Consider the following 17,883-nt stretch of genomic DNA (forward strand, 5'->3'; position numbering starts at 1 on the left):
GCGGAGATGGGCAAGCGCGGGCACGAGGCGGCCCTGGCCGAGTACTCCTGGCCACACCACGCCCGCCACTTCGTCGCGAACCTGGAACAATGGGCAGGCGCTACACGCTGACCCGGTACCGCAGGTGAGTCGCGTCTCCGGCCGAGTGGCCGATGCACCGCACACTGCGCTCAGGGGCCGGCCAGCGTCGCACGCCGGCCCCGGAGGAAGGCGCGCTCCGCCGCGTTGTCCGTGCGGGTGATCGCTGCCTCGTACGCTCGCGCTGCATCGGCGTCCCGCCCCAGGCGGCGCAGCAGATCGGCGCGGGTCGCGTGCAGCAGGTAGTACCGATCGAGACCGAGGTCGTCGACGAGGGCGAGTCCCGCTTCCGGCCCTTCGAGCTCTGCCACCGCGACCGCGCGGTGCAGCGCCACCACCGGGCTCGGCGCGAGTTCCAGCAACTGGTCGTACAACTGGACGATCTGCCGCCAGTCCGCGCTCGCGGTGCTTGCCGCGTCGCTGTGTACGGCGTTGATCGCCGCCTGGATCTGGCACGGGCCTGGCCGATCGCGCCGCAGGCACGCGCGCACGAGGGCCTGGCCTTCGGCGATCAGCTCGCGGTCCCAGCTCTCGCGGTCCTGCTCGGCAAGGGGGACGAGAGAGCCGTCACCCGTTGTGCGCGCGGTCCGGCGCGACTCGGTCAGCAGCATGAGCGCCAGCAGCCCCATGACTTCCGGCTCGTCCGGTATCAGCCCGGAGAGGATGCGGCCGAGGCGGATCGCCTCCGAGCTGAGGTCCTCGCGGACGAGCGACTCGCCGGAGCCGGCCGTGTAACCCTCGTTGAAGATGAGGTAGACGACGGCCAGCACCGCCTCGAGCCGTTCCGGGAGGTCGGCCTCGTCCGGCATCCGGTACGGGATCCCCGCGTCGCGGATCTTGCGCTTCGCGCGGACCAGGCGCTGCGCCATTGTCCGCTCGGGGGCCAGGAACGCTCGCGCTATATCCACAGTGGACAGTCCACCCAGCAACCGGAGCGTCAGCGCCACCCGGGCGTCGCGCGACAGCGCGGGGTGGCAACACGTGAAGATCAGGCGAAGGCGGTCGTCGCGCACGGCACCCTCCCGGTCTTCGTGCCCGGTGCCGATACCGTCGGCGTGCGCGGGTGAGCCGAGCAGCGCGGCCTGCGCATGCCGGTCCTGCCGGGACGACTCCCTGCGGCGCCGGTCGATCGCGCGGTTGCGGGCTGTGGTGATGATCCATCCCGCCGGGCTCGGGGGTAGCCCGGTGGACGGCCATCGCCGCACCGCCATGGCGAACGCGTCCTGGACCGCCTCCTCGGCGACGTCGATGTCACCGCAGACGCGCACCAGGACGGTCACCGCCCGGCCGTACTCCTCGCGGAATACGCGTTCGATCTCCGGGGTGGACGGGCCAGCCAGGTCCGGGATCACCCACATGTCCCGTCTGCCAGCGGCCTGACCTCGATGGGAAGGGTGGTCGCCTGAGCGAGCTTGCGGCCCCATTCGAGCGCGGCGTCGAGATCGGGCGCCGTGATGACCGTGAACCGGCCGATGTGCTCCTTGCCTTCGAGGTACGGACCGTCCGTGGTGCGTGCCTCGGTGTCCGTGGCCCGCACGACGGTGGCCGTGTCGGGTGGGTGCAGGCCGCCGCCGAAGACCCACGCTCCGCCCTCGCGCTGGATCGACATCGCGAGGCAGGGATCGAGGAAAAGTTTGTGGGAGCCGAAGGTGACCTTGGTTCCATAGAAGGAGCCCAACGTGACATTGGGCTCCCACACCGTCCCGCGAGCAGGCGGCGGGGCTACCCCAGCCGGCGAGGGCTGAAGATGAACCCGGCGCCCCATGCGGTGTGCATCACCGCGTACACCAGCGGCAGCAGGGCACGGGTGCCGGGGCTCTCGCCGCGCCCGGTGACCACCGAACCGGCGACGATCAGCACGGCGTACCCCCCGGGCAACGCGAACGCCGGAACGAAACCCGCCGCTCCTGTCACCAGGCCGCCTGCGATACCGGCCAGCGCCAGCGGCGGCGCGAGGTAGCGCAGGCTGAGCGTCTTGGCGTGCCGCCGCACCACGGCACGGCGCCACTGCCCGGTACGGAAGAACTGTTTGGCCAAGCCACGGATGTCACCCCGGGGGCGGTACGAGACGCGCATATCGGGGGTGAACCACACGGTGCCGCCGGACCGGCGGATGCGGAGGTTGAGCTCCCAGTCCTGGGCGCGTGCCAGGTCCTCGTCGAAGCCGCCGACCCGGTCGAGCGCGGAGCGGCGGAACGACCCGAGGTAGACGGTCTCGGCAGGCCCGGGGGTGCCGCCGAGGTGGAAGCGTGCGCCCCCCACGCCCAGCCAGCTGTTCATGGCGCAGGCAACCGCCTTCTCGACGGGCGTCGTGCCCTCCGCGGCCATGATCCCGCCGACGTTGTCCGCCCCCGTCTCCTCCAGGACCCTGGCGGCCGTACTGAGGTAGCCCGACGGCAGCACCGCGTGACCGTCCACCCGGACGACGATGTCGTACGAGGTTTCCTTCAGCGCACGGTTGAGCCCGCGTGGCGTGGTGCCTTCCGGGTTACGCACCGTGCGTACGCGCGGGTCGGCTGCGGTGAGCTCCGCGGTGATCCGGTCGGTGCCGTCCGAGGACGGCCCGAGCGCCACGATCACTTCGACCGGGCCCGGGTAGTCCTGCTCGAGCACCGCGGTGACCGCAGCCTTGAGGTGACGTTCCTCGTTCAGCACGGGCATGATCACCGAGATGCCGGGTAGCCCAGCGTCGGGTTGCGGGCTCGGTGACGGCGCCGGAGTAGCTTCCATAGTGTAATGAAGTTTACCCATCGCTGAGGCGTACTGTGATCGCGCGAGCCGTAGCGTGTGTCGCAAACCACCGGAACGGTATCCTGCGATCGACTTCCGCGCGCAGCGCGCTCGCTGTCCGTGGATAGTATTCCCGCGGGGCGGCCCGTCGGCGGGCGGTGTCGCGCACAGGGGCGGCTCTCGGTTACCGACCGCATGGGGGCTGGCACGATGACGGCGGTCCGGTCGGTGTGCACAACCCGGCCGCGATACTGGCGCAGAGGTCGTCGGCGACGCTGCTTTGCCGATCTCGAGGGAGAAGAACGTGACACACCGCATCACCGTTATCGGAACCGGGTACCTCGGCACGACCCACGCGGTCTGCATGGCCGAGCTGGGCTTCGAGGTTCTCGGCCTGGACGTCGACGCGGACAAGATCGCCTCGCTGAACGAGGGGCGCGTCCCGTTCTACGAACCCGACCTCGAGCCGCTGCTGCGCAAGCACGTTGACGAGGGAAGGTTGCGCCTGACGACCTCCTACGTCGAGGCCGCTGAGTTCGGCGACGTGCACTTCATCTGCGTGGGCACGCCACAACGCAAGGGCGAGTTCGCCGCGGACGTCTCGTACGTGGAGGACGTGATCGAGGGGCTCGCCCCGCACCTGCGCCGCGCCTGCCTCATCGTCGGTAAGTCCACGGTGCCGGTCGGCACCGCCGCCGTACTCGCCGACCGTGTCGCCGAGCTGGCCCCCGCAGGCTCCGAGGCAGAGCTGTCCTGGAACCCGGAGTTCCTGCGTGAAGGTTTCGCGGTGGAGGACACGCTCAAACCCGACCGGCTGGTGATCGGGGTGGCCTCGGAGCGCGCGGAGGGCATCCTGCGGGAGGTCTACGCCGAGCAGATCGCCGCAGGGACCCCCTTCCTCGTGACCAACTTCGCCACGGCCGAGCTCGCCAAGGTCGCGGCGAACGCCTTCCTGGCCACCAAGATCTCGTTCATCAACGCGATGGCCGAGCTGTGCGAGCACGCCGGGGGCGACGTGACGATGCTCGCCGACGCCATCGGCTACGACGACCGGATCGGCAGGAAGTTCCTCAACTCCGGGATCGGTTTCGGAGGTGGGTGCCTGCCCAAGGACATCCGCGCGTTCATGGCCCGCGCGGGCGAGCTGGGAGCCGATCAGGCGCTGACCTTCCTGCGGGAGGTCGACGCGATCAATATCCGCAGGCGCACCCGTACCGTCGACCTCGCGAGAGAGTGCTGCGACGGGACGTTCGTCGGCAAGCGGGTAGCCGTGCTGGGAGCTGCGTTCAAGCCCAACTCGGACGACGTTCGCGACTCGCCCGCACTCAACGTCGCCGGGCTGATCCAGCTGCAGGGGGCGCAGGTTCGGGTGTACGACCCGAAGGCGATGGAGAACGCCAGCCGGTACTTCCCGACGCTGGACTACGCGGACTCGATCGTCGACGCGTGCGCCGGTGCGGACGTGGTCCTGCACCTCACCGAGTGGCGCGAGTTCCGCGACACCGACCCGGCCAAACTGGGTGATGTCGTCGCTCAGCGTTACATCGTCGACGGGCGCAACGCGCTCGACATGTCGCGGTGGGAGGCCGCGGGTTGGACGTACCGCGGGTTGGGGCGCGCCGTAACGCCCTGAGGCGTTGCCGTTCTCCGACCACTACCATGCAGCGCAACGCATACAAGTAGCATGTCGGGCGTGTCAGACTCCCACCTCGCTCCCAGCGGTGATTCGAAGCTCGAGATCCAGCTGCTGCACGACCGGCTGCTCGTGCACGTCCCGGCCGATGAGGGAGAGCGTCGCAGCAGCGGGGGAATCGTCATACCGGCCACCGCGCAGGTGGCGCGTCGCCTCGAATGGGGTGATGTCCTCGGTGTGGGGAACAATGTCCGAAACGTTAAGGTGAACGACCGGGTGCTCTTCAACCCCGAGGACCAACTCGAGGTCGAGATTCACGGTAAGGCCTACCTGGTCATGCGTGAGCGCGATGTACACGCGATCGCCAGCGAACGTACGGAGCACGGCACTGGCTTGTACTTGTAGCGCGGGAGGGTAATCGGTGCCGGAGGAACACGAGTGGCCGACTGCGGACTCGGACGGGGACGAGCCAGGCGACCAGCAACCAGCTACCGAGCACGGCTCGGTGCCGGACGCCGCTGCCGGCGGCGCGGCTGACGACGCGGAGCGGGACGCGGGTCGGGACCACGAGCCGGACGGTGATCCGGCCGAGCCGGCCGCGGCCGAGGACCCCACGACCCCGGGGACCCCGTTGCCGGAGCTGGAGGATGCCCGGTCGGGCGAAGCCGGGCCGGAAGAAGCCGGGCCGGGTGAAACCCGGGCCGAGGAAGACCAGCCGGTGAGCGCGGAACCGGGCAGCGCCGCACCGGACACCGCTGCCTCGGATGACGACGTTCCTGACGATGCCGGCCCGGACGGCGCTGAGCCTGCGGGTCCCGAGCCGGAGCATGCCCAGCCCGAGAGCGCCCAGCCCGAGAGCGCCCAGCCCGAGAGCGCCCAGCCCGATGGTACGGATACGGCAGTCACGTGGCCGGCCGAGCCGGAGCCGGATGCCGCCGGCACCGCCGACTCCGCCGACACTACTGACGCTGCCGCACCGGACGAGCAGGACACGGCGGGTCATTGGCCGGTTGAGGACTCCGAACCGGCGACGGTCCGGTCCGAGCCCGTCACCGGTGGGAAGCAGGAGCCGGACAGCACCGAAGCCACCGAAGCCACCACGATCGGTGCGGTACCGGTCACGGGAGCTGTCGACGAGTCGACGACGATGGCGATGCCGGTCGCGGCCCCGGAAGTCACCCAGGCGATGCCCGCGGTCAGCGAGCGGGAGGAACCGGCCAGGGCCGCCGACCAGGAAGTCACGACCACGTTCGACGCGGTCACCGACGGGAGCACCGATGCCCTCACCCCGGTCATCGCCCCGGTAGCCGTCGACCCGGTCCGCATCGGCCACCACGAGACCGGTCGCAACGCCACGGATGCCACCGATGACACGGCCGGGTTCGCATCCATGGGTGCCGCGGGCGGTGGCGGAGACGACGGTTCGGCGGGTGGCAGGCGCCGCTGGCTGCGTCGGCCGTTGCTCGTCGCGGGGAGCGTGCTCGGCGTTCTCGCGCTCGTCTACGGCGCCGACTTGCTGCTCTCGGCCGGGGATGTGCCGCGTGGCGTTACCGTCGCGGGCGTCTCGGTCGGCGGGATGAGCGAGGAGGCAGCCGAGAGCAAGCTGCAGGACGAGTTACGCCCGCGGACGTCCGAACCGGTCGCGATCACTGCGGGCGAGATGGAAGCGGAGCTGGATCCCCAGGCTGCCGGGCTCAGCGTGAACTGGCAGGGCACGCTGGAGCAGGTCGGGCGGCAGCCGTTGAACCCGATCACGAGGGTGACCTCGTTCTTCACCACCCGTGAGATCGGTGTCGTCGGCAACGCCGACGAGGAGCGGTTGGTCCCGGCGCTGGATGAGCTCGCCGCGGAGGAGCTGCACCGTGAGAAGGAAGAGGGCGGCATCGAGTTCGAACCCGTCCCGGGTAGCGATGGTGACGTCGAGGCGGTTGCGGTCGATCCGATGCCGGGGCAGGAGCTCACCAGTATCGAGGGCGCGGCGGAGACCGTGCGTACGTCCTGGCTGGATCGGGACGGCGTCGAGCTGGAGGTCGATGTCGAACCGGCCGCGGTGGACGCGGCGGCTGTCCAGGAGATACTGCGGTCGGTGGCCGAACCGGCGGTGTCCGGCCCGGTCACGTTCCGGGGCGAGGGCGACGATGCCCGGCTGAGCCCGGCGGAGATCGGTGAGGTATTGAACTTCACCCCGGGTGACGACGGCTCGCTGGAGGCGGAGGCCGACGACGAGGCCCTCGAGGAGGCGCTGCAGCCGAAGCTGGCCGACACCGAGGATGAGGGCCGCGACGCGGAGATCGTTTTCTCGGGCGGGGAACCCACCGTGGAGCCCTCCGAAGAAGGGCGGGTCATCGACTGGAGGCCCACCCTCGAGCCGTTCATGGATGTCCTCGTGCGCACCGAGGATCGCGAGATCGATGTGACCTACACCGACGACAAGCCGGAGGTCACCACCGAGGAGGCGGAGGCACTCGGCATCGACGAGGTGATCGGTGAGTTCACCACCGAGGATTTCGCGCAGGACTCGGGGGTCAACATCCGGCGGGTGGCACAGCAGGTCGACGGGGCCATCGTCAAGCCGGGTGAGACGTTCAGCCTCAACCAGCACACCGGACCGCGCACCGAAGCGCAGGGGTATGTCGACGCGGGCATCATCGAGAACGGTGTGCCCGGCCGCGCGGTCGGTGGCGGCATCTCGCAGTTCGCCACGACGCTGTACAACGCGGCGTACTTCGCGGGCCTGCGGGATGCCGGGCACTCGCCGCACAGCTACTACATCAGCCGCTACCCGGTGGCGCGGGAGGCCACCGTGTTCCAGGCTGCCGGTGGTGGCGGCATCGACCTGGCGTTCACCAACGACGCGGAGACCGGTGTGGCCATCCAGACCAACTGGACGCCGAGCAGCATCACGGTGCGCATCTGGGGGACGAAGCGGTACGACGTCGACTCGGTGACCAGCGACCGCACCGACGTGGTGGAGCCGTCTGAGCGTCGCATCGACGACCCGGACTGCGAGCCGTCCGCCGGTATCGCGGGCTTCACGGCAACCAACACGCGGATCTTGCGCGACCCCGACACGGGGGAGGTCGTGCGTCGCGAGTCGGACACCGTCACGTACAACCCGAAGCCCAAGATCGTCTGCACGGACGGCGAGGACGATTAGGAACGCTGAATGACGCTTTCAGTCCGCAAGATGGACTGAAAGCGTCATTCAGCACGGGTAACTCAGAACGCCGCTTCGTCGAGGTTCATCAGCGTGTTGTCGGCCGACTCCACGATCTTGCGGCGGGAGGACAGCTCGGGCAGCACGGTCTTGGCGAAGAACGACGCGGCCGCGATCTTGCCCTCGTAGAAGGGCTTGTCCTTCTCGCTCGCGCCGTTGTCCAGCGCGGCGAGGGCGATCTCGGCCTGGCGCTGCAGCTGCCAGCCGACGAGCAGGTCCGTGGTGGACAGCAACAGGCGCACCGAGTGCTGGCCGATCTTGTAGACGTTCTCCTGCTCCTCCTGCGATGCGGTCAGCTCGCCGATCATGGCCCCGACCATGCCCTGCACATCGTCCAGGGCCTGCTTGAGAAGCGCACGCTCCTCCTTGAGGCGGCCGTTACCGGACTCTGAGTCGATGAACTGCGTGATCTCGCCCGCCACGTGGGTCAGCGCCTGTCCCTTGTCGCGGACGATCTTGCGGAAGAAGAAGTCCAGTGACTGGATGGCGGTGGTGCCCTCGTAGAGGGTGTCGATCTTGCCGTCCCTGATGTACTGCTCGATGGGGTACTCCTGCAGGAAGCCGGACCCACCGAGTGTCTGCAGCGCCTCGGTGCCCAGCAGAGTCCAGCTGCGCTCCGAGCCGCCACCCTTGACGATCGGCAGGAGCAGGTCGTTGACCCGCTCGGCGAGGTCGACATCCTCGCCCGACGCCTTCCCGAGCATGATCCTGTCCTGGTAGGACGCCGTGTACAGGTACAGCGCCCGCATGCCCTCGGAGTAGGACTTCAGCGTCATCAGCGCGCGCCGGACGTCCGGGTGGTGCGTGATGGTCACCCGCGGGGCGGTCTTGTCGACCATCTGCGTCATGTCCGCACCCTGCACACGCTCCTTGGCGAACTCGAGCGCGTTGAGGTAAGCGGTGGACAGGGTCGAGATGGCCTTGGTGCCGACCATCATCCTGGCGTGCTCGATCACGTCGAACATCTGCGCGATGCCGTCGATCTTGTCGCCGACCAGCCAGCCCTTGGCGGGTGTGCCGTGCTGGCCGAAGGTCAGCTCACAGGTGGTCGAGGCCTTGATGCCCATCTTGTGCTCGACGCCGGTGACGTAGACGCCGTTGCGTTCACCGGTGAGCTCCCCGGTCTCGGCATCGAAGTGGTGCGCGGGGACAAAGAACAGCCCGAGGCCCTTCGTGCCGGGCTTGGGCTCGATGTCCGGCCCCTCCGGGCGGGCGAGCACCAGGTGGAAGATGTTCTCCGTCATGTCGTCCTGCGCGGCACCGGTGATGAACCGCTTGACGCCCTCGATGTGCCACGAGCCGTCGTCCTGCTTGACGGCCTTCGCGCGACCCGCACCCACGTCGGAACCCGCGTCCGGCTCGGTGAGCACCATGGTGGAGCCCCAGTTGCGCTCGATGGCGATCTCGGCCCAGCGTTTCTGCTCCTCGTTGCCGTTCTCGTGCAGGATCCTGGCGAACGTCTTGCCTGCCATGTAGAAGAACAGCGCGGGATTGGCGCCGAGGTAGAGCTCGGAGACCGACCAGGCCACTGTGGGCGGGATCCCGAAGCCACCCAGCTCGACCGGCAGGCTCATGCGGTCCCACCCGGCCTCGACGGTGGCGCGCAGTGCCCGCTTCATGGACTCGGGCATCGTGACGTCGGCTTTCTCGGGGTGGAACTCCGGCGGGTTGCGGTCCCCGTCGACGAAGGCGTCGGCCACGACGCCGGCAACGAGATTGTTGACTTCGTTCAGCACCGTCCGCGTGACGTCCTGATCCGCTTCGGCGAACGGACCGGTGCCGAGGTGCTCCTGGATGCGCAGGACCTCGAAGAGGTTGAACTCCAGATCGCGGATGTTGCTCTTGTAGTGGCCCATGTCTGGTCGCTCCGTATAGTTCGTGGCTAGGCGACGAGGTGGTTGCTTGGCACGAGGCAGTCTCGTTGACCGGGTCCTTCCGTCCGGCGCCCGTTACGCACCGTGCTTCCGCGCTGACCGGTGCTACTGGTCAGTAACATAACTGTATTACTGGCGAGTAATGCGCCGCAAGAGCGCACAAGGCGCTGTGACGAATGCGTCGTCCAGGGCATCGTCGGCTCCCCGTATCGTGGCTGTCCGGTCACAGCGCGTGCGGGATCGCCTCGGATCGTGCAGTCGGGTTCATGATGCCGGGTGCGCGGGCGTCGGTGCTCGCACGCCGGAGACGGCCAGTGCGGGGCGGGACGGGCTGCCCCGGGTGCCGTCTGTGTCCGCGGTGCCGTCCGCGCTGCCCGCTTGGGACGGGAGCTCGGCCTCGGGGCTGTTCAGCGAGAGCAGCCCGTTCCGGAAGGCGATGGTGACCGAATGGGTGCGGTCCCGTGCGGACAGCTTGCGCAGGATGCTCTTGACGTGCGTCCGCACGGTCTCCACGGACAGGAACAGCACCTTCGCGATGGCCGCGTTCTCCAGCCCCTCCGCGATCAGTTGCAGGACCTGGAGTTCCCTCCGGGACAGCCGGAGCAGGTTGGGGTCCGGTGTGTGCGCCGAGCCGTTCGACTGCTCGTCGAGATGGTCGTCGGTCCGGCTCTGGGTGACGAGGTTGGCCAGTGACGGGTCGAGGTAACGGCGGGCGTGCGTCGCGTGCCGGATGGCATCGAGTACCCGCTGCGGCTCGGCGCATCGTGGGGTGGCGCCGTGTGCCCCTGCCGCCATCACCGCGGCCAGGTAGCTGGACGTGCGGTCGGACTCCCGGATGAGCACGACCACGCGTGCCGATGAGCTGGTCTTGGCCAGCAAGTGGGAGAGGTGGCAGCCTCCGTCCAGGCCCGAGTCGACGAGGACGATATCCGGGTTGACCTGCTCGGTCATGTGGATCGCACCCTGCTGGCTCGCGGCGTGCCCGGCGAACCTCATCCACGGGGTCCTGTCGACGAGGGCGCTGATCCCGTCGCGGAAGAGCGGAACGGTGTCGACCAGACCGAGGGCCAGCGGTCGTTGCCGCTGTGCGCCTCCGACGCGGTCCGGGTGCTGCGCGTTTCCGCGCGATTCGAAACTACGAGTCATGACCAACTCCCTCTCCGCGAACTCCCTGGCTCAGCTGAGACGAACGACCCCCTGCGCATATGTCGGCACAATGTGGTGATCTAGGTCGCACGAGTGCCTCCGATCAACGAGGCGTGTGCCGGGTCGGATCGACCGGCGCGGTCAGCTGGCCAGGCATACCCCTACCTGCGGCGTATTGCACATCACGTGAGTACGGAATGGGGAATTGCGGCACAGTTACCACTCAATAGGGTTAGGATACGCTGCAAGGTGCATTCATAAATGTGTGATTTATATCACACATGAACGTGAAGAATCAGAAACATTTTCCGAGAATCCATCCGGTGTCTCGCGAGAGCGACGCGTACCTGGGCGGGCGCGTCCTGGCTCTGGGCCCGGTGACCACGCGGGGCTACGAGCAGCGCGCCCGGTACATCGCGGGGTCGGCCGGGATCGTGCCGGTTCGAACGGCTCAGCCGAACAGCGAGGGGCACAGCCGGGCCACCCGCTCCGCGGAACCACGCTGCGGGTGCCAGGTGCATGCCAGCCCGACGGCGACCACGCGGTCGCTGGCCAGGACCTCGGCCAGCGCGGCATCGACCACCGAGGCGGAGGGGCCGCCATCGGTGGGTAGGATCAGGTCCGGGACATCCTCCTTGCGCAGCACGTCGAGGTCGACATGGAGATAGATCGGCCCGTCGGGCAGTGTCGAGGAGGTCAGCTCCGCAACGGAGCGCTGCTGCACGGGTGAGGTCTCCAGGAACTCCCGCTCCGGCGGGTCGAGATCGCGCCCGTCCACCAGTACTGTCCGGTGCTGCTCGATCGGGTGCAGGCCCAGCGTGTCACTGATCAGTTCCGGGCGGTACCCGAGGAGTACGCGCAGCGGAATACCCCCGAGGTAGCCGGAGTGGGAGGTCTCCAGCGTCTGCAGATCGCCGTGCGCGTCGAACCAGACGATCGAGGGAGTGGTGCCGGCACGTTGCAGGCCGGCCACCGTGCCCAGCGAGGTCGTGCAGTCGCTGGACAGCACCATCGGGATCGTCCCGTGCCGCGCGGTCGCGGCCACGTCCTCGGCTACGGCGTCGTAGAGCTGTGCCATCCGTTCCCACGGGGTCCCGTCCCCGAGAGCCTGCTCGATCGTGGTGCTGGCATCGACAGGGACGTCGAGACCGGGCAGGTGCTCATCGAGGTGGTAAGGAACGAGCAGCGGTCGCATGCGGAAACGGTACTGGCAGGCATGTGGGGCAGGCACGCGATTTTTTGCGCGCGCTGGTGCTCCCTACGATCCGGCGCCGGTGAGCCGGTCCAGTGCCCTCCGGTGGGTGTCGAGTGCCGCCTTGTCCCGCAGCACGAACCGGATCCGTCGCACGGAGCTCAGCGCGGGGGCGGCGTCCAGGACCGTGCCGAGCGCGACTTCGGCGGCCTCGTCCATCGGGTAGCCGAACGCACCTGTGGACAGTGCGGGAAAGGCCACGGCCGTGAGCCGGTAGTGCTCGGCGCGGTCGAGTGCCTGCCGGTAGCAGGACGCCAGGAGGCCCGCGGCGGGCTCGTCGGCGCCGTAGACCGGTCCGAGGCAGTGGATGACGTGGCTGTTCGGCAACTCGTGTGCGCCGGTGAGCACGGCCTCACCCGGACGGATGGGAGCCAGCGGGCGGCACTCCGCAGCGAGGCCGGGTCCGGCGGCGCGGTGGATCGCCCCCGCGACACCTCCGCCGGAGGCGAGCTGGGCGTTCGCCGCATTGACCACGGCATCGAACTCGTGCTGCCGGGTGATGTCTCCCTCGACGACGTCGAGGGAGACGTCTGCGATGCGATGCTCGATGCTCATGGCGTTTCCTTGGGCGTACGGGAGCTCGTGGGTGCCCTTCCGCACGTGTCCCGGGACCGGACGAGTGCGTCGTAACGCGTCGTAGCATATGTGCCGGCTCGGCGGACGGTCGAGTGTGTCCGCAACCCCTGGCCGGGTGTTTCAGCATCCTCCCGGAACGTTGTCCGTCGCAGGAGTCAGGAATCGAACGGTATGGTGTGTGAGATCACGTCGGATTCGTGACGGTTACATTGCGGATCGATCCACGCACTCGGAGTGCGTGTGAACCCCTGCGGAATCATTTCGACGGCGGGGCGAAAAGGTCCCGGACCGCTGGTCGCGCGATTGCGCGGGCCTGGCGCGAGATACGGGTCACTTCCGATCTGTCCCTTGCAGTACGGCGTCGGGGTGGTGCCGGCCGCTTGCTATGCTGGGACTCCAAGCACAACGAGGTAGCGATCCAGACGCCCGAGCACGTGGGTGTCGTCGGGGGCGAGTCAACCAGCGACCGGCGGGGGGAGCTCGGCCGGGGCACGCTTGTGGAGGTGCGCCACACGGCTGTGCCGCTGTGAGCGGTGGTCTCGTTGTGACGATCGCGCGAAGTCCCGATCGTCGAGTCGCATGAGCGTCGACCCCGACCGGCCAGAGAGCGCGGTGAGTTGATGACCCGGACACCGGCGGTTGACCCGCCCCCGCAGCAGGCGTTGCGGTCGGCTGATCGCCCGACACGCTTCGATGATCCGGCTCGCATTCGGCCGCGGCGGGGATTCGAGAATCGTAGCGGTGGCGGGTCTCCACCGGAGAACGCGTGGCCGAGTGCACGGGAGATGATCCGGAAGCTGTCGTTGGACAGCGTCACGATCGTCCTGATGGTGGCGCTGCTCACGGTGACGGCTCTCGCGGCCGGACCGCTGCATTTTCTCGACAACTACCTCAATGAGGTGCCGCACCCGCTGACGCGACTCGGGACAGCCTGGTACTTCCTCAAGTTCGTGCCGAACGAGGTCGGGTCGCGGTTCATCGCGATACCGCTGCTGGGTATCGTGACATTGATCTTCGCGTACCGGCACCGTTCCTGGCGCCCGATCATCGTGAGTTCGGTCGGTGTGTTGGGGATGAGTGGTCTGATCTGGGGTTTCAAGTTCCTGTTCGCGCGGAATCAACCGCGCGAGTACGACCCGGCGTTCTTCTCCGACTACGGCGGCCTCGCCTTCCCGTCGGGGCATGCGGGCAATGTCGTCCTGTTCTACGGGCTGGTTCTTTTCCTGGTTACTCGCTACGAGCCGGTCAGGCAGCATGTCGTCCGGCGAGTGGTGCACCTCATCATCGCCATGGCGATCGTGCAGACAGCGGTGTCGGTGTATCTCCAGTTCCACTGGTTCACCGACCTCGTCGCTGGACTGATCGCCGGCGGGCTCTGGCTGCGTATCGCCATCCGCACGGACCAGCTCATTCCGGAGGGTCGTACCCGCCACTGGTGGCCGTGGCGTGAAGGCGACTTCGTGGATCGCTACATACGCCCCGTATTGTCGGGGCCTCCCTCGAACGGTGCTCTCCCGCCGGTTGTGGAAGGTGCACCTCGCCCCTGGACCGTCCTCGGGAGCGAGGCGGAGCCGGGCCGGATGCCGCAGGATCGAGCTGGTGAGAACGCTACGAGTCCGCCGCGTGGCGGACACTTCGTCGAGGCCTCTCGGCCCGGACAGACGTAACCCGAGCGTGTGAAACGCGCGTTCGTCCGGAGGCGAACGGTGACGGTCGCGCGTGCCCGGGAACGCGCCGTCGGTACACGCTGAATGACCGCCAACCACGCCATGCCGATGATCTCGTCGTCGCGCACCATGACGACGCACCGGTGCGTGACGGCGTTCTCTCGCGCCCACGACGCGAAGCCGTCCATGAACTCCTCGCGCGTGACCGCCGGCGGTCCGTTGTTCTCGAGGACCCAGTTCCACCGGAGCTGGGCGACGGTGCCCAACTCGTCCTCCGTGGCGGGACGAATCGCGATTCCGTTCATCTCCCCGTCCTCACGCTGCCCGGACGGCCGCTTCTCTGCGGTAGCACACCGGCGTACGTGGTGGCGTGCGTAGCGTGCCCGCAACTCGACGCCTGGTTCCATTCCGCGTGCCGCCAGGCTTCAACATAGCGGTTCCGTCCAGGCCCGTGGGCGACGGCGCTCTACCCGGCTCCGCAGGCACCGTCCAGGGTCGTGCCGAAGAGCTGAGCCGAGGTCGCGCCTGGAATGTGGACCTTGTCGGCATGGGCTGGTGAGCACGTAGTCGACGATCCGGAGGGGATGCCACGGCGCACAGCGGTGCGGGTGGGAAGTCCGATCTTCAGATGGGGGCGGAGTTGCTTCGAAGGGGTAACCGGGTCGGGTCCGGTGGATCGAACCGGCGCGGCGTACGCCAGGCGGCCCGGTTCCGGTGCACCCCGGAGTTCTCGGTGCGGCGGCCGTGCGCGGCGATGATTTTTCCGTGCGAACCGGGTCTTACTTGCTGACCGGCCCGTCCGGGTCGCCCGACGAAAGGAGCAACGATGCAGATCATCCTCAGTGACTTCATGAGCCTGGACGGTGTCGTGCAGGCGCCCGGCGAGCGCGAGGAGGACACCGACGGTGGCTTCACCCACGGCGGCTGGTCGATGCCGTACTTCGAGCCGGAGACCATGGGCTCGGCGGTCGGCGAGGTCATGGGGCGAACGGAGGCGCTGTTGTTCGGCAGGCGAACCTGGCAGACGATGGCGGCTGCCTGGCCCGACCGTGCCGGTGACGAGTTCGCCGACCGCATGAACGAGATTCCCAAGTACGTGGCATCCCGCACGCTCACCCAGGACGACCTCACGTGGTCGGGCTCGACCCTGCTGCCCGCGGACGACGCGATCGGTGCGGTGCGCGAGCTGCGTGCCAAGGACGGCAAGGGGCTGCAGGTCATGGGAAGCGCCTCGCTCGCAGCGCAGCTGATCGAGCACGATCTCGTCGACGAGTACCGGCTGATGATCGAGCCGATACTGCTCGGTGGCGGCAAGCGCGTGTTCCCCGACGGCGGTCAGGCCCGCCCGCTCGAGCTGGCCTCGACCACGACGACCGGGACCGGGGTCCTGATCTGCACGTACCGGCCGGCGGATCGCTGACCCGAGTCCGCCTTCGGCAGGGTTCGGGTCGCGGCGGGCTTCACGCGGCGGCGGGCCCGTCCCCGCCGGTGATCGGTTGCTGTTGGGCGCGCCGCGTGGGGTCACCGACCATCCGCGGGCGTCTCGCTCATCGTCCGTGCCTGCGGCCAGCAGGAGCGTGCCCGGATCGGGGTGGGCGCGCGTTGCGCGGAGGGCTGAGCTGATCGGCGACCGCGCGGGGTCTGCTCGTAGGGAGCGGCACGTTCGTCGCACGCGCCTGGGCTCGGACGTGACAGACGCGGCAGCCAAAGTCTGGTGTGGACATCGTGCGAACCGGGGCTTGTGTGAGGATCGCCGCCGTTTACCGTGCCGTGTTACGGGTTCTTCTGTCGCTTCTGGTGCCCGCGGCGCTGTGCACCGGTACTCTTCGGGCACGTTGCCAGCGATCCGGGGAGGGAACCCATGACAACCGCTGCCGCCGATGACCTCGCTGCGACGCACAGTGCCGTGGGCGACCTGATCGCGGATATCCGGCAGGACCAGTGGAGTGCCCGCACCCCCTGCCCGGAGTGGCAGGTCTGCGACCTGGTCAACCATCTGGTTATTGGGAGCCGCCTGTTCGCCGGCATCGTTCGCGGTGAGGCGGCCGCCGCGCCTGGCGCGTTGGACCCGAAGACCGGCGACATGCTCGGCGAAGACGCCGCCTCCACGTACGCTGAGGCCGCCGAGGACCTGCTTGCCGCGTTCCGGGAGCCGGGCGTGCTCGAGGCGACGTTCGACGTCCCCGCTGGGGCAGTTCCCGGCATCGTCGCAGTACACCTGCGCGTCGTCGAGGAACTCGTGCACGGCTGGGACCTCGCCCGGGCAACCGGTCAACAACTCCGATTCCCCGATGAGATCGTCGAGCGTGCACTGGAGTTCACCCGCGGCAAGCTCGCTGACGTGCCGCCGGACAGGTCCCCGTTCGCGCCGCCACAGCCAGTCCCCGACCACGCCACGTCCATTGACAGGCTTGCCGCCATCCTTGGCCGCCGCGTCACCCCACGGTTCTGAACTCCAGCCGTTCTTCCCCTCCCCTTGCGTCCTTCTTGCTGCCGCCGGTGTGGCCTGCGGTGATGACTCGGACGCTGGTGGTGCGACCGCATCCGTGCCGGTCAGTTCGTGGCACATTGATAGCACGCGCTGGTGCTCGGATGTGCTGAACGAAACCCCCAGGTCGCGTGTGGACATCGTGTGACCTGGGAGTTTGGTGTTGGATCGGATGACGGGAATCGAACCCACCCCTGGCCACCCGCGGTACACCCGCTCTGCCCCAGGTCAGGGCGGATTTTCGCGTTCAGGGGCGATCATGGCAATGTCTGAGGCAGTCCGTCGTCGACTGGTAGGGAGACGCGTTGCAGTGGGACGAGTAGACGCTGGAGCCGCTCGACGCTCAGGACCGTCGGCGGAACTCAGCGCCTGGTCTCATACCTCGTCAGGACCACGCCGTCGGGAAACGTCCGGGTCTCCACCAGTTTCAGGTTCACCCAATCGTCCAGGGCCGTAAAGAACGGCGTGCCGCCGCCCACCAGGACCGGATGGGTGACGGTCGCGTACTCGTCGATCAGCCCGGCCCGCATGGCTGCCGCGGCGAATGTGGCGCCGCCGATGTCCATGGGGCCGCCGTCCTCGGCCTTGAGCCGGGTGATCTCGGTGACCGCGTCGCCGGTGACCAGGCGGGTGTTCCAGTCGACCGTACTGGTCGTCGACGAGAACACCGCCTTCGGCATGTCCCGCCAGCGGCGGGCGAACTCGATCTCCGCCGGTGTGGCGCCAGGCTGTTGATCGGCGGTCGGCCAGTAGGAGCTCATCGTCTCCCACAGTCTGCGTCCGTACAGCGCCAGACCCGTCGCGTCCACCCGGTCGGACCACCACTGGAACAGCTCGTCGCTCGGTACGCTCCAGCCGAGGTCCTCGTCGGGCGTGGCAATGTAGCCGTCCAGGCTCATGTTCATGCCGAAGGTAAGTTTGCGCATGGCGTGTCAGCCTCCCGTGGGTCGGTATTCGGTGTACAGACCGGCACGGCGCGGGAAAGTCATCGGTCGGGCCGCGCTGAGGGCCGACCGATCAAGCGTCGGCTGGCTGCAGCGTTGTAGCGCTCGGAAGTGAGACCGGCAGGTTCGCCGGCGGCGGGTCGAACGCGTCCTGCTTGACCGCCGATAGCCGAGGTTGGTTGCCCGTGGATTGCTCGAAATTCTGCACGATGGCCTATCCGTGATTCGCTGTGCCGTAGACCGCGTCCAACATCTCCGGTGGAGGCTGGTTTTCATAG

The 17,883-nt window shown here is 68.3% G+C and carries 14 protein-coding genes; 6 read left to right on the forward strand and 8 right to left on the reverse strand.

What is annotated here, in order from left to right:
* Window positions 1-170 precede the first annotated feature (170 nt).
* Genes CHB84_RS14265 through CHB84_RS14275 form a run of 3 tightly spaced genes read right to left on the reverse strand, consistent with a single transcriptional unit; the run spans window position 171 to window position 2,808 of the window.
* Complete coding sequence (locus CHB84_RS14265; RefSeq protein WP_089302107.1) at window positions 171-1,436, reverse strand: RNA polymerase sigma factor; 1,266 nt, start codon at window positions 1,434-1,436, stop codon at window positions 171-173.
* A complete protein-coding gene (locus CHB84_RS14270) occupies window positions 1,427-1,756 on the reverse strand; it encodes a YciI family protein (RefSeq protein WP_342743969.1) in 330 nt (109 codons plus the stop codon). The genes CHB84_RS14265 and CHB84_RS14270 overlap by 10 nt, the downstream gene beginning before the upstream one ends.
* A gap of 44 nt (window positions 1,757-1,800) precedes the next feature.
* Window positions 1,801-2,808, reverse strand: a complete 1,008-nt coding sequence (locus CHB84_RS14275; protein WP_089302108.1) for a glycosyltransferase family 2 protein — start codon at window positions 2,806-2,808, stop codon at window positions 1,801-1,803.
* Window positions 2,809-3,112: 304 nt separating this feature from the next.
* Here CHB84_RS14275 and CHB84_RS14280 point away from each other — a divergent pair, with 304 nt between their 5' ends.
* The 3 genes from CHB84_RS14280 to CHB84_RS14290 are packed head-to-tail and all read left to right on the forward strand — an operon-like array spanning window position 3,113 to window position 7,598.
* Window positions 3,113-4,441: a UDP-glucose dehydrogenase family protein gene (locus CHB84_RS14280; protein WP_089302109.1), complete on the forward strand. Its 1,329-nt coding sequence runs from the start codon at window positions 3,113-3,115 to the stop codon at window positions 4,439-4,441.
* 51 nt (window positions 4,442-4,492) lie between these two features.
* Window positions 4,493-4,846 carry a GroES family chaperonin gene (locus CHB84_RS14285; protein ID WP_089302110.1) on the forward strand — a complete coding sequence of 118 codons (354 nt, stop codon included), beginning with the start codon at window positions 4,493-4,495 and terminating at the stop codon, window positions 4,844-4,846.
* 16 nt (window positions 4,847-4,862) lie between these two features.
* Window positions 4,863-7,598, forward strand: a complete 2,736-nt coding sequence (locus CHB84_RS14290) for a VanW family protein (RefSeq protein ID WP_245818746.1) — start codon at window positions 4,863-4,865, stop codon at window positions 7,596-7,598.
* A 62-nt stretch (window positions 7,599-7,660) separates the two neighbouring features.
* On the opposite strand, the gene CHB84_RS14295 is transcribed toward CHB84_RS14290, so the two are convergent.
* From CHB84_RS14295 to CHB84_RS14310, 4 genes are all read right to left on the reverse strand, one after another.
* Window positions 7,661-9,514 carry an acyl-CoA dehydrogenase gene (locus CHB84_RS14295; protein WP_089302111.1) on the reverse strand — a complete coding sequence of 618 codons (1,854 nt, stop codon included), beginning with the start codon at window positions 9,512-9,514 and terminating at the stop codon, window positions 7,661-7,663.
* 282 nt (window positions 9,515-9,796) lie between these two features.
* Window positions 9,797-10,678 carry a LuxR C-terminal-related transcriptional regulator gene (locus tag CHB84_RS14300; protein ID WP_089302112.1) on the reverse strand — a complete coding sequence of 294 codons (882 nt, stop codon included), beginning with the start codon at window positions 10,676-10,678 and terminating at the stop codon, window positions 9,797-9,799.
* Between the two features lie 451 nt (window positions 10,679-11,129).
* Window positions 11,130-11,873 (reverse strand): arginase family protein, encoded by a 744-nt coding sequence (locus CHB84_RS14305; protein ID WP_089302113.1) that lies wholly within the window; start codon window positions 11,871-11,873, stop codon window positions 11,130-11,132.
* Window positions 11,874-11,936: 63 nt separating this feature from the next.
* Window positions 11,937-12,485 carry a macro domain-containing protein gene (locus CHB84_RS14310; RefSeq protein WP_217898564.1) on the reverse strand — a complete coding sequence of 183 codons (549 nt, stop codon included), beginning with the start codon at window positions 12,483-12,485 and terminating at the stop codon, window positions 11,937-11,939.
* Between the two features lie 806 nt (window positions 12,486-13,291).
* Between CHB84_RS14310 and CHB84_RS14315 the strand changes: the two genes are divergently transcribed.
* The 3 genes from CHB84_RS14315 to CHB84_RS14330 all read left to right on the forward strand — a co-directional run bounded on the left by CHB84_RS14315 (window position 13,292) and on the right by CHB84_RS14330 (window position 16,625).
* Window positions 13,292-14,173, forward strand: coding sequence for a phosphatase PAP2 family protein (locus CHB84_RS14315; protein WP_217898565.1), 882 nt, complete (start codon window positions 13,292-13,294; stop codon window positions 14,171-14,173).
* Window positions 14,174-14,999: 826 nt separating this feature from the next.
* Window positions 15,000-15,593 carry a dihydrofolate reductase family protein gene (locus CHB84_RS14325; RefSeq protein WP_089302116.1) on the forward strand — a complete coding sequence of 198 codons (594 nt, stop codon included), beginning with the start codon at window positions 15,000-15,002 and terminating at the stop codon, window positions 15,591-15,593.
* Between the two features lie 441 nt (window positions 15,594-16,034).
* On the forward strand, window positions 16,035-16,625 hold the full coding sequence (locus CHB84_RS14330) for a TIGR03086 family metal-binding protein (protein ID WP_089302117.1): 591 nt from the start codon (window positions 16,035-16,037) through the stop codon (window positions 16,623-16,625).
* A gap of 398 nt (window positions 16,626-17,023) precedes the next feature.
* Here CHB84_RS14330 and CHB84_RS14335 read toward each other — a convergent pair whose 3' ends face one another.
* Window positions 17,024-17,587 (reverse strand): dihydrofolate reductase family protein, encoded by a 564-nt coding sequence (locus CHB84_RS14335; protein WP_089302118.1) that lies wholly within the window; start codon window positions 17,585-17,587, stop codon window positions 17,024-17,026.
* Window positions 17,588-17,883: the final 296 nt, after the last annotated feature.

The organism is Haloechinothrix alba (genome assembly GCF_900188115.1).
In the GTDB taxonomy this organism is placed as follows: domain Bacteria; phylum Actinomycetota; class Actinomycetes; order Mycobacteriales; family Pseudonocardiaceae; genus Haloechinothrix; species Haloechinothrix alba.